We start from the raw sequence: 13,238 nt of genomic DNA on the forward strand, positions 1-13,238 counted from the left end.
ATTTTAGAATTAATGATTTATAAAACAATTTTCTCGAAAATCAACTCTCCGGTTCCATACGTATTATTGTTCTGAAAACTCGTCGAAGAATTGATCAAAGGTGAAAATCCTGATTGCATAAAACCCTGCAGACGGAATTTTTCTCCGGCGCTGACCTGTACAACGATCGATCCGTTGAAAACAGGTGAATATCCCAGATTGTCATTGTCGCTCGTAAAAGATTTAGAATCGATGGTTGAGAATACTGTAGGCGTTGCAACTGCAGCTTTTTGTAATCTCAACTGAATTTCATCCGTATTCAGTCCGTTGAAAGTTGCGTAAGATCTGTAAGTAATTCTATACAAGCCAGTTTCGTTTACTGTCACGACATTGGATGCCAACGAAAGATTTATAGAACTTCCCAAAAAATCTGAGCTCCCATTGTTTACAAGTGAAATGGTTCCTGAAGACGTACAGCCATACGGAGGAAGAAGTCCGCCATTACAGGAAAGACTCAGGTTGGATGAGCGCGAGAAATGAGCAAAATATTGTGGTCTTACTTCCACAACATAATTGTAAATGCTCGACCAATTGGTTCCGTCATGCTCATAAATCGTAGCATTGTTCTTACTGTAAGCTATTGCTCCCCTATAATTGTTATCATTATCGGGATCTGCCGCATTGGTGATCTGTGAAACTACGGGCAACAAAACAGTCTTCGAAGGTGTTGAGGATTTCACATCGAGAATTGAGTTTTGGTGTGGTTCGTGGTCGGCAGGATTGGGAGCAATACCTATTTGGGCGTTGTATAAATTTCCCAAAATAAAAAGTGAAATAAAATAGTGTTTTTTCATCATCAATTTTTTTAAGTGTTATTAACTGTCAATTGAATCAAACTCTTTTTTTTCAAAAGCAATAAATTTTTTAATCATTTTTAGCGTGTGTGTTTTTAGAATCTGCGTGTTACTAAGACTCAAATAATTCAATATTACTACTGGATTACAGTGCAATGTTAGAAACTTTTAGAGGTTGTTTCAAAGTGATAGGGGTTGTAAATTCGGAAATTCGAACGTAAAAAATAAATCAATAATGCGTTTGTTATTAATATTTTACAGCGTTACTAATCAAAATAAGTTGTATTTTAACATAAGCAATTTAAAGGATGAAAAAAAGTGATGTGTTGGGTAATAATTTTAAAAATTTGTTGAGGTGGTTTTTCCATATTTTAAGGTTTAAATGGCTAATAATTAAACCTTTATAAGGAAATCAAAAAGTTGTAATTTCGGAATTTATTACAAAAAAGACACGGATTATGAATTAAATAGCACTAAAATTGTAATCTAAAAAAAACAATACAATGATGTCCACAGGGAAAACTAGTCTTTTATTATTAAGTAGCTTGATTTTTGGGTTTTGCAACGCTCAAGTTGGGAATCAAACTATAACAAAAGAAAGTATCGACAAAAAGATTTCTTTAAATAAGAACAGCTCCAAGAATCCGCGTGAAGATCTTTATTTATTTTTAAAAATTAATAAGGATTCAAAAAGTATTAATTATAAAGAAGGAATTGTAGCCAGCGCAAAAAAATTAATGATTCTTTATCACAGTACCGGAGATGATGAAAAATCTATTGAATATTCTCAGGAACTTGAAAAGCAGGCAAAAGAAATCAATGATAACGAATCTGTTTCTACCGCTCTTATTCAAAGGGCGACAGATTTTTCTTCACTCGGTCTTTCCGACGAAAGCTATAAGGAACTGCAAAATGCTAAATATTATGTAAACAAGATCACAGATGCCAATAAGAAACATTATCATATGTCGCTTGTATATCAGGGTTTAGCTGCAGGTTATTATGTTCCTAAAAAAGCAAATCAGGATACTGTTTTGTCTTATTTTAATAAAAGCCTGGAAGAGGTAAAACAAATTTCCGATGACAAAAATAATATAAAGCAAACAGAAGAAAAATATGATATGATCTCTTATCTTTATATGAATCTGGGGATGTATTATGCCATGATGCATCAGCCTAAAAGATTAGATCTTGCCGAAGAATATTTACAAAATTCATTAAGTACACTCAATAACAGAAAATTCACTGAAATTAAGGCGAATAAAATTCCGATTTTAAATTATTTGGGAAACTTTTATTCTGAACAAAATAAAAATACAGAAGCGATCGATTATGCAAGACAGGTCATAAAACTTGAAAAAACACAAAAATCTCCCGCTGCAAGAGTCTCTGCCTATGCTACTTTAGCGAATTCTTATGAAGCAATGAAGAATAAAGACTCTACGATAAAATATATGTCATTATATACTAATCTTAGTGATAGTCTGGCTCATATAACTAAAATATCTACGGATAAAGCAATAAAAAAAATAAGCTCAAAGCAAGATAAAGTGCATAAAGACAATGAGTTGAAAATTATCATTATTTCCTGTATTTTTTTCCTTCTACTCGTTGTATCCGGCTGGTTCTTCTGGAAGCGAAATCAAAATAAAATTCATAAAAAATATAAAATTGTCATTGAAAATATTAAAAATGAAGCAAAAGAAAGAGAAGTAAAAACCGATGTTGATCTTTTGCCGGAGATGGAAAATAAGATTACTGAAAGCGGCATGAAGATCTCTCAGGATACGACCTCATCTTTACTGTTTAAGCTCTCAAAATTTGAAAAATCTGAAAGATATTTAAAAAAAGACATAAGTCTGCCATCTTTAGCCGGATCATTAAATACCAATACGAGATATCTTTCCGAGCTTATAAAACAACATAGAGGCAAAAATTTCAATAATTATATCAATGGATTGCGGATACAGTATATCTCTAATAAACTATATGCAGATCCTATTTTCAGAGAATATAAAATCAGCTATCTCGCAGAATTCTGTGGGTTTTCTTCGCGGGAGGTTTTTGCTGTAATATTTAAGAAAGAAACTGGAGTTACGCCGTCCTATTTTATCAGCCAGCTCAAAAAAGAGAATCTGGAAAAGGAGATTGTGTGAAATGTATGGCAAACAATTTCAAGATCTCACAGAAAAATGCTGTTTGTATGAGAAGTTTTTAATAGGTAAAAGAAAATAATCAAATAAAAATAACCAACAAAAAAGACGTTTCCAACAGAAACGTCTTTTTAATTATCTTGGTAAGCCTCTTTTCAGAGCGATTTCTGCTCGTTTTATGGCTACTTTTTCTTTCCAGTCCATGTACTTTTTCTTGAAATTCTTCTTCATAATGTCGTCGAATTTTCGCTGAACCGTAAGATTCCATAAAGATTGTGCCTTTACAGCCCACGATTTGTCCCATGCTCTCAGAGAGATCGAGAAACTTCCGTCCAGATATTTCATCCAGTGCCACCAACCTGTCGGCATGAATAAAGTGTCGCCGTGTTCCAGATAACAGTCGATACCTTCAATACCGTTCAGTGCAGGGAACTTTTCGAAATCAGGGTGTTCTATATCATAATCTTCCAGCGCGTAGGTAGCATAAGGAAGCTGATACAGTCTTTCTTTCCATTTATTTTCGAATAAAATCACATGCTTTCTTCCGTTGAAGTGAGTGTGAAAGATGTGCGCCAAATCTATATCATAGTGCAGAAAAGTTACAGAGCTTGCTCCTCCGAAAAACATACTTGGATATTTATCCAGAAAACCACCCATCAATTCTTTAGGAGAAATATAGTCTTCCAGTAATTTGTTGGCATGTTTTATAGGATCAAAAAAGAAAATTCTGAGATCAGTAGGCTCTCTTTGGATGAGGTCTATGTAATCTGCAAATTTCATTTTTGTAGTAGGAGTGTTAATGGGAGCGGCAGGATCAGCTTTTTTAGAATCATAAAGGGGTACTTCCACATCTCCGACAACTTCCTTTACATACTCCATGGTCCACTTTTGGTAAGCAGGCCATTTTTTTGCCATGTTTTTGATGACAACAGGCTTTCTCGGCTTTAGATATTTTTCAATGAATTCTTCTTGTGTAATGTCATCTACAATATCTATAGGCTTTAGATTGATTCCCATTTCTTAAAATTTAATGTTACAAAATTATTAAATAAAAATATACGCTCACGTATTTAAGCTTTTTTTAATCTATGATTCAAATCATTTTTAACTATTTAGACCAAATAAAAGTATAGAAATTTTTTATGCAAAAAGATAGTAAGGATCATGATAATAGATACATCTAATATAAACTAAAAAAGCTTTCCTGTCTTAATAAAAGAAAAGAACCGGTTAATAAAAATATAAACTTTTATAACTATTACGAGTTCAGATGATTTTGTTGTGTTTAAATTTTTGATTTACAGCGGTTTATAGATTTTTTATATAACGGGTTATATTATTTTAAAAAAATTAAATAAAAACACGTCGAGTTTTGTCGCCTCCCATGTAGATACTTGCACTAAGAAAAATCAAACTCTAACATTTATAAATTAAAAAAAATGCAAGAACAAGAAATTAAAACGAAAGCAGAGTTAAAAACTCTATTTGAAACCGGAGATAAACCTACACAGGCAGATTTTTGGGCGTGGCTAGATGCTTACTGGCATAAAAAAGAAAAGATCGCCATGGAAAATATCAGCGGCTTAGAAAACGGACTTCCTAATCCAAGCAATATTTATGCAGAGATCGACGAAGCAGGAAATGCTTCTTTAGAATCTTATTGGGTAAAAAAACTATTTGTAAAAGAGGGAACTCAAAATATTCCTGACAATTTTGCAGCAGGTATGAGCTTAACAGATTTAGAAATACCTGATTCCGTTATAACTATCGGAAATGGTTCTTTCGGAAGTAATAGGCTTAAAAATATTACGTTTTCCGATAATATTACTGCGATTGGGAATTCTGCGTTTTCTGGCAATCAATTGAGTAATATTAAATTACCTAAGTATATTACTTCTATTAGCGATTCTGCTTTTAGTAATAATAGATTGGAAGAAATTAATCTTCCCGCCAATCTTATTTCTATTGGATCAGCTGCATTTGCAGGCAATCAATTAACGGTGCTTGATATTCCCGATAATGTTACCAGCTTAGGGGATTACTCATTTAATGCCAATTTACTTAAAGAAGTAAAAATCTCTAAAAATTTAGACCGTATCGGAATTGGAGTCTTTAACTCTAATCAATTGGAATCTATTGATCTTCCTGATAATATTATTTATATTGATAATTCTGCGTTTAGCAACAACAAATTAAAGGATATTTCTTTACCGAAAAATCTGATTAAAATTGGTGAGTATGCTTTTTCAGGAAATTTGCTTTCAACCATTTCCATACCGGAAAATGTTACTGAAATCGGGTATAGTGCATTTAATGGAAATACTCTCGAAAGTATAACATTATCCCAAGGATTAACCAAGATCAGAGATTATGCTTTTGCAAATAATCAGATTACTTCTGTTGTCATTCCTGACACTGTTACTGAAATGGGCAATCAGCCATTTTATAACAATCCTATTAAGGAATTGGGATTACCTGCAGGATTAACTAAAATTACAGATAGTTTTTTAATGAACGGACAATTATTAAGTCTTACTATTCCCAAAGGAATTGTAGAAATTGGGATCAATGCGTTTAATCAAAATCAGTTGACGGAATTGATTATTCCTGAAAGTGTGAAAACTATTCAATATTATGCATTTGCTAATAACAAGCTTGCTAAACTAGAGCTTCCTGATGCGCCGCTTACTATTAGATCTGGTGCTTTTATGAACAATGATCTTACCGAAGTTGTATTTCCGGAAGGCATTGCCTATATCGAATATAATTCGTTTACAAATAATAAACTGACGCAGGTTACGCTGGGACCAAATACACAATATTATTCTTCTTCTTTCGACAGCAATGTAGAAGTAACTGGAGGAGTGTTTTTAGGATAAAAAACTTAAAAACAAAAAATAATCTATATATTTTTATCAGGATAAATTATTTAAAAGCTAAGAGATAATTTTGAAATTTAAATTAACTCTGTTTTTATTAAGCAAAAAACTCTGCAAAAGAATTGCAGAGTTTTTTATGTTTTATGAGGAAATTAAAAAAAAATACCCTGCAAGAAAACTTGCAGGGCAAAAACACAATTTGATGAATAAAAATTCATTTCGTGAGACAAATGTAAAGCATTTATTTTTAATTAAAATTCACTAAAAAGTGGATAAAATAAACTCAAACTATAGAATTTTTTCTATAGTTTTCTTAAAAGGTTCTGTTATGATTTAAATAAAGAATCCATAATGCTTTTTTGATTAATTTTTTTAAGTTGAGAAAAAATTTTGTTTTTTTTCATGCCCAAAAAATACAGCGTAATTTGTTGATTTTCTTGTGCATTGGGATTCAAAAATTATTCATAGGTTTGTGACATGACACAAATGAGAAATTCGCGAAACATTTTGCGGTGCTCTACTGCAAGATGTATTTCTTTTTAGAAGTCATAAATGATGCATCATCCAACTTGGTTGCTTTATTCTAGATAAAGGTGACCAGCTTGGGAAAATTAATTATTAACGATTCTAAAAATTAAATTTTATGAAAAAGAAACTTTTATTTTGCGCCATGATGGGCGTGTCGGTTATGGCGTTTGCGAAAACAATGCAAGCAGTTTGGACTTCAACTTGTGGTGTTCAACACTATACAACATTTACAGGCAACTGGAGCTACACTGCTATGGAAAGCTACCTTGCATCTATTAATGAAATAGAATGTGGTGTAAGACCTGTTATAAATCTTCATCCTTAATATTAAATTGGATAGGCAGAACAACTTCTGCCTATCTTTTATATCTAGACTAAATATGAAAAAAACTATTTTACTTTTTGCCATTTTTATTTTTTCAATAATACTTTCTCAAAAAATAGAGTTTGATCCAACAATAAAAGTAACATATGATTCTAAACTTCAGCTCGGAGAAAAATATTATCATAACCAAAGATTTGTTTTAGTAGGAAATTCACAAGACTATTATTTTGGAGCTGCACAAAATTATTTGAATGACACAGGACAATACGAAAGCAAAGGGATAGATCTAAGAGCAATTAGTGATTATTTTCAGGAACGAATAATTAGAAAAAATAATAAAACTACAATTTATATTTCTGTAATTGATTCTAAAATTAGATACGAAGAATCAGACCCTTTGCAATGGGTTTTATATAGTGATACAAAAATAATCAATGGTGTGAAGTGTCAAATGGCAGCAACAAATAAATTCGGGAGAAGGTGGATTGCTTATTTTTCTAAAGATTATCCTCAATCTTTAGGTCCATATAAATTCACAGGATTACCTGGGTTAATTTTTGAATTATATGATACAAGAGATGATTATCATTTTACAGCAGCAAAAGTTGAAAAAGATTCTGATGAATTTACCTTTAATCTTTCAGCATATAAACTGATGAATAAGAAAAACTATCTTCAGGCAAAATATAATTTGGAATTTACGGTTGCAGCTTTTCCCGAAATGGATGAACAAATGAGAAAAGAATTTGAAGGTGTATTAATGAGAAAAAGAAAAATGTATAATAATCCTTTAGAACTTAAACCTTTTGAATAATGCTTCGAGAGCCTCAGCATGACATATCTCTAATACTAAAGGCATTATTTTAACCGTCAATTTGTAGCGATGTCATGCTGAGGCTCTCGAAGCATCTATACATTTAAATTTCAGTAAAGTGGAAATAAAAAGGCTCTAAAAATTTGAAAAAAAACAGAAATCTATAAACAGTAAGATAAAAATGCACAACAATCCTTTAGAACTTAAACCTTTTGAATAATGCTTCGAGAGCCTCAGCATGACATATCTCTAATACTAACGGTATTATTTTAACTGTCGATTTGTAGCGATGTCATGCTGAGGCTCTCGAAGCATCTATAATATTTCAAAGTTTTCAATAAAATAGCACATAAAAAAGCCCTAAAAATTTAGGGCAAAAACACAAAAATGTCAGAAAAACCGACTTATTTTTTCAAATTTTTAATTAATTCTTCGAGTTGAGCAGCTAGAACTTTTGCAGCTTCAGAATCTGTTATATTGATAATAATTCCCTGTTGAATATCCTTTTGTCCAATTGAATTGTCTTTTAATTCTGCATTTTCAAGATTGTTGTATGTTGTGTCTTTTTGATTGTCAAACAAATCAAGAATACTCACTTCATAAATTTCAGCTAACTTTGGTATAAATTGAGACTTAATATCAGTCGATTCATTTTCCCAGTTGGTATATGTATTTCGGTCTATTCCAAGCATATCCGCAATTTCCTGTTGAGAAAATTTTGTTTTACTTCTAAGTCTTTTAAGATTAGTTCCTACTCCCATAAATGAAAATTATTTTTACAAATGTATACATTTAGACAAAAAATAAATAATAATCCTCCTGAAAATTCTGTTTCCGCCACAAATACCATCATTTACCGCAAAAACAAAGAAAAATTTTCATCGTATAGAGAAAAATATATTAAAAAATAAACATGGAAATACTGTGAAAATATAACTATATTTGTAGTGATAAAAATAGGGCTTTAACTTTTTGCTTTAAATACAATCTTTATAGGTGTGTAACAAAAAGCTGTAACCATTAACTAATTAGGCAAATAATAAATTATGAAAAAGAAAATTTCTTTATTCCTGATGATTTTTTTCTCCGTGCTATCCTTTGCACAGAAGACAGTTTCAGGGAAAATCACGGATGAAGACGGTGTGGCGATTCCAAGTGCAAGTGTCACGGTAGAAGAACCGGGAAAAGACGCAATCCTTGCCTACGGAATCACCAATGCGAAAGGAGAATATAAAGTAACTTTCACTTCTGCAGAATCTAATGTAGACCTTAAAGTAAAGGCTTTTAACCAAAGACCTTTAACAAAACAGATCACCAACAGCGACCAGACCATGAGTTTTAAAATGGAAGGTGAAGCTACGGAAATCAAAGAAGTAAAGCTTAAAACAAAAATGGTAACCGCAAGAGGAGATACCATTTCATACGATCTGAAAGCATTCGACAGCAAAAGCGACAGAACATTAGCCGATGTTTTGAAAAAAATGCCGGGAATCGAAGTAAATACAGACGGAACAATTCTTTATCAAGGTAACGCGATCAATAAATTCTACGTCAACGGAAAAGACTTAATGGAAGGAGGTTACGGAACGATCAATAACTCGCTTCCGAAAGATGCGGTACAAAAAGTTGAGGTTTTGGAAAATCACCAACCTGTAAAGATCTTGCAGGATAAAGTACCTTCTGATCAGGCAGCCATCAATATCAAGCTGAAAAATTCAGTAACTATGACGGGTAGAGGAGAAGTAGGAGTCGGCGGAAGTCCTTTGCTTTGGAACGTGAAATTAACACCGATGTTTTTCGGACAGAAAAGTCAGTGGGTGGTAAATTATAAATCGAATAATGTAGGAGAGCAGGTAGAAAATGAAGGAAATATTTTATCATTCGGAAACAGATTTGAAGGTAAAAGAATCAACGCCTCCCAAAACGACTGGCTGAATGTAGAAAATGCAAGCACTCCGAATCTTCCGGTAAAAAGATATTTGATGAACAGTGTTCATTATATATCTGCTAATTATTTGACGAATATCGACAAGAAAAAAGAATGGGAGCTGAAAGCAAACGCAAATTATACGAATAATGCAGTAGAAAGAGAGTCTTATAGTGAACAGCAGTTTTTTGCTACAACAGACACTCCTGCATCGACAGTATTTCAAAACATCCACAATAATTTCTATACGGATAAAGCAAAAGGAGAATTGATTTTTACCAAAAATGCTAAAAAAGGATTCTTTAAAAATACCACAAGCTTTTCTCAATATTGGAATGCAGACAGAGGAATTGTTGATAGAACAGTTAATAGTACTGCAAACTTAACAAGACATGGAGAAGAAGCGGTAGAATCTCCTACAACATCTTTCCAAAACTCACTAAGTACAATCATTCCTTGGAAAGAGAAAATGGTGAATGTAATGTCTTATATAAACTATCAAACTGATAAGCAAACACTGGATGTTTCACCAGCTTCTTATCTGGCAATTCCAGGATTTCTTCCTACATCTACAGATTTTGTAACTCAGAATTTAAGACTTAAAACTTTTGAAGCGAATCATTCTGTAAACATTGGTTTTTCTGCAAAAGGATGGACATTTACACCAGAAGTTGGATTTAATTTTAAATCAACGGATCTAGTTTCGAGTTTGTCAAATATTATAACAAATCCTTTTACTGGTCCAAATGCTACACCAGCTTCACAATACAGTAATGATTTAAGTTATACTACTGCAACACCTTATGGAAGTTTAGGGGTAAATTATAAAAACGATTCATGGTCATTGTATGCGAGTCTGCCGGTGAATTCAAATAATATTAAAGCGGAAGATCCTTTAAGATTAGTTTCAAAAGAGGTAAATAAAGTAACTTTTGAGCCGATTGTTTTTGCTCAATATACATTTGCTTCTTTTTGGAAAGCTTCGGTAAATGCAAATATCAATAATAATTTTGGCGAAATAAATTCAGCATATTCCGGATTCTTAATGACTTCGCCAAACGGAATAAATGCAATGTATGCTAATAACCCGATTCCTCAGAATAATAATAAAACGGCAGGAACAAGAATAGAGTACAGAAATCCCTTGAATAATCTGTTCTTTAATATCAATTATCGTTATTCGGATGCAAAAAGAAACCTGATTTCTAATCCGAGAATTGTTGCAGGGTATACGGTGATGGAATATAAAGAACAAGATAACCATTTGTTGAATAACGGATATAATTTAGAAGTCGGAAAATATTTTCCAAAGTTCAAAACAAATGCCTCTGTTAGCTATAGTAATAATACAGCAAAATCTGATGCTTTTTTAAATAATGATTCTTATACAAACAAGAATAACAGTCAGTCAGTTGGTGTAAAGTTCAACAATACGTATTTCAGCTGGATGAGCATCGATTATAATGCAAGTTTCTCAAGAACAAAACAGACAAGTACAGGACAGGTAATTTCTAATGCAGCAAGAAAAGGATTTACACACAATTTAGGTCTTTTCTTGTATCCGATCGAAAATCATACTATTGGATTCAATTGGGATCAGGTGAATACAAATGCAGCTAATGAAAAGTATAATAATGGCTTCTACGATCTTTCATATCAGTTTACTTGGGCTAAAAAGAAAATTGATTTTGAAGTAAAATGGTTGAATATAGCGAATAAGAGAGTATTTGAAACGTATGATATTAACACAAGTAATATTTCTTACACAAGAATACAACTTCGACCAAGTCAGGTAATGTTCACCGTAAAATTCAATTTTAAATAAAAAGTAAGACTAAATAAATATAAAAACCAATCTCACGAGATTGGTTTTTTGTTTAAGATATATTGGAATGATTTTAAAATCCGGGATTATCTGCAGAAGGACCATAACTTCCCGGCAATGGAATGTCATTCAGTCTGTAATAAACGCCAAGCTGTGCTCTGTGATGTGTAATCTGATTCAGACTGTGACGGATTGATCCGTATTTCGACCATTTTGCCAATTCCTCGCCATTGTTTTTCAAAGCCCAGGTTTCGTTGAGGTCATCTTCTTTTGCATTGCTTAACGCCTTGTCGCTTAACTGGTAATTTTCATCAAGAGCTTTCAGAAGATCTTCTTTTGTGGAAAGTTGTTTTGGTTTGTAATCTGTTGTTGCAAAATCCAGATCAGAAGTTTTCAGCATTGTATCTGCCCATCCGAAAACTTCCCCGATATGAGTCGCAAGAGGCATCATTTTCATGCTTTTCTCGTGCGGGGCAAAATCATTTTTGTCATCAGGATATTCTTCAAAAAACTTTCTGGTTGTCTGATACTCTTCCTGAAGCTCGTTTTTTAATTGAGATAATGTGTCCATAATATTTTGTTTTTAAGTGATTTAAATGTAAGATTTTTAAAGATGAAAATATTTTAACGAAATCATAAAATTTAAAATATTTAGCTAGTAATATGCTGAATGTCATTCACAACGGAGCAAGGCGAAGTGAAGAATCTACAAGTAGTAATCAGTTTCTCCTTCACCAAAACGAAAAACAAAGTCGTAATATTTCCATGGTTATCATTTGCAGAGTAAAATGCCATTGCGAACGAAATAAAGTACAATTTGAATAAAATCTTTGCGTCTATTGCGTTAAAAAATATTTCTTCAAAAAATAATTTCAAAAAAATCTGTAACAAAAAACACAAACCAGAAACTAATAACTATAAACATTAGAAAACAATGAAAAAACTATTTTCAATATTCTTTATCACTCTATTTGCTTTTGCAAGCGCTCAGGATAATGATTCGAAGGAAACAGCAAACCGCTTTTTTTATGAATTGACTTTCAAACCGAAAAAAGATTCTGTAAAAACTGAAAAAGTAATGACTGTTCTGGATATTGTGAAAGACAGATCGGTTTACAGAGATTATACCATGATCGGGCAGGATTCTATTATGAAAGTTCAGATTGAAGCAATGCAGAAAGCGGGTACTTTTAAAGATTTATCAAAATCGATCAGAATGCCGAAGTTTTCAGAAAAAATCGTGAAGCATTATCCTGATATGAAACTGCAGTATATCGAAAGAATCTCAAGCGGATTCACACCTGCAGGTATTGCATACAGCGAAACAGCAAAATTCGACTGGAAAATCTTAAATGATAAAGCAAAGATAGGAGCTTATAATGCTCAGAAAGCAACCGTAGATTTCGGAGGAAAAAAATGGGTAGCTTGGTTTACTACAGAGCTTCCGTTCCAGGACGGGCCATACAAATTTTCAGGACTTCCGGGATTGATCGTGAAGATTGAGGATGAAGGTAAAAACTATTCTTGGGTTCTTCAGGGAAACAGAAAAGTGCCGAATTGGGAAGAATTATCTTACGCAGAAAAAATTTCCAACATGAATCTGAAAGTGACGGAAATGCCGAGAGAAAAATTCGAGAAAACATTTACAGAATTCAAAAAAGATCCTTTTGCAACGGTAAGACCAATGATGAACCAGGAAATGTTGTCTAAAACAATTCCCGGAATGGACGGAACAATCGGCGATATGCTGAAAAAACAGGAAAAAATGTACAAAGATTTCTTTAATTCTAACGATAACCCGATCGAGCCGCCTTACGAAAAGCTTAAAGTTGGAAAAGTAGAAAAGGTAGGAAAAGAAAAAGATTAAACGACACATTCATTCAACTAAATTATATCTAAGTCAACCCAAATGTATTCATGCATTTGGGTTGATTTTTTTCATGATAAGTCGTTA

The 13,238-nt window shown here is 32.6% G+C and carries 10 protein-coding genes; 6 read left to right on the forward strand and 4 right to left on the reverse strand.

Annotated elements, in window-relative coordinates; translation table 11 throughout:
* Window positions 1-17: 17 nt before the first annotated feature.
* Complete coding sequence (locus tag ABD940_RS10080; RefSeq protein WP_345203149.1) at window positions 18-833, reverse strand: hypothetical protein; 816 nt, start codon at window positions 831-833, stop codon at window positions 18-20.
* Window positions 834-1,336: 503 nt separating this feature from the next.
* On the opposite strand from ABD940_RS10080, the gene ABD940_RS10085 reads away from it, so the two are divergent.
* Window positions 1,337-2,989: a helix-turn-helix domain-containing protein gene (locus tag ABD940_RS10085; RefSeq protein ID WP_345203152.1), complete on the forward strand. Its 1,653-nt coding sequence runs from the start codon at window positions 1,337-1,339 to the stop codon at window positions 2,987-2,989.
* Between the two features lie 132 nt (window positions 2,990-3,121).
* Here the strand turns inward: ABD940_RS10085 and ABD940_RS10090 are convergent, their stop codons facing one another.
* Complete coding sequence (locus ABD940_RS10090) at window positions 3,122-4,003, reverse strand: cupin-like domain-containing protein (RefSeq protein WP_345203154.1); 882 nt, start codon at window positions 4,001-4,003, stop codon at window positions 3,122-3,124.
* A 422-nt stretch (window positions 4,004-4,425) separates the two neighbouring features.
* Here ABD940_RS10090 and ABD940_RS10095 point away from each other — a divergent pair, with 422 nt between their 5' ends.
* From ABD940_RS10095 to ABD940_RS10105, 3 genes are all read left to right on the forward strand, one after another.
* Window positions 4,426-5,865: a leucine-rich repeat domain-containing protein gene (locus tag ABD940_RS10095; protein WP_345203156.1), complete on the forward strand. Its 1,440-nt coding sequence runs from the start codon at window positions 4,426-4,428 to the stop codon at window positions 5,863-5,865.
* A 643-nt stretch (window positions 5,866-6,508) separates the two neighbouring features.
* Entirely contained in the window at window positions 6,509-6,718 is a 210-nt protein-coding gene (locus ABD940_RS10100) for a hypothetical protein (protein ID WP_345203158.1), read from the forward strand.
* Between the two features lie 55 nt (window positions 6,719-6,773).
* Window positions 6,774-7,532 carry a GLPGLI family protein gene (locus ABD940_RS10105; protein ID WP_345203161.1) on the forward strand — a complete coding sequence of 253 codons (759 nt, stop codon included), beginning with the start codon at window positions 6,774-6,776 and terminating at the stop codon, window positions 7,530-7,532.
* Between the two features lie 404 nt (window positions 7,533-7,936).
* On the opposite strand, the gene ABD940_RS10110 is transcribed toward ABD940_RS10105, so the two are convergent.
* Window positions 7,937-8,293, reverse strand: coding sequence for a helix-turn-helix domain-containing protein (locus tag ABD940_RS10110; RefSeq protein WP_345203164.1), 357 nt, complete (start codon window positions 8,291-8,293; stop codon window positions 7,937-7,939).
* Window positions 8,294-8,578: 285 nt separating this feature from the next.
* Here ABD940_RS10110 and ABD940_RS10115 point away from each other — a divergent pair, with 285 nt between their 5' ends.
* Complete coding sequence (locus tag ABD940_RS10115) at window positions 8,579-11,284, forward strand: hypothetical protein (RefSeq protein WP_345203166.1); 2,706 nt, start codon at window positions 8,579-8,581, stop codon at window positions 11,282-11,284.
* 73 nt (window positions 11,285-11,357) lie between these two features.
* On the opposite strand, the gene ABD940_RS10120 is transcribed toward ABD940_RS10115, so the two are convergent.
* On the reverse strand, window positions 11,358-11,855 hold the full coding sequence (locus ABD940_RS10120; RefSeq protein ID WP_345203169.1) for a DinB family protein: 498 nt from the start codon (window positions 11,853-11,855) through the stop codon (window positions 11,358-11,360).
* 363 nt (window positions 11,856-12,218) lie between these two features.
* On the opposite strand from ABD940_RS10120, the gene ABD940_RS10125 reads away from it, so the two are divergent.
* Complete coding sequence (locus ABD940_RS10125; RefSeq protein ID WP_345203171.1) at window positions 12,219-13,151, forward strand: GLPGLI family protein; 933 nt, start codon at window positions 12,219-12,221, stop codon at window positions 13,149-13,151.
* Window positions 13,152-13,238: the final 87 nt, after the last annotated feature.

It is taken from the genome of Chryseobacterium ginsengisoli (assembly GCF_039542325.1).
Taxonomy (GTDB): domain Bacteria; phylum Bacteroidota; class Bacteroidia; order Flavobacteriales; family Weeksellaceae; genus Chryseobacterium; species Chryseobacterium ginsengisoli.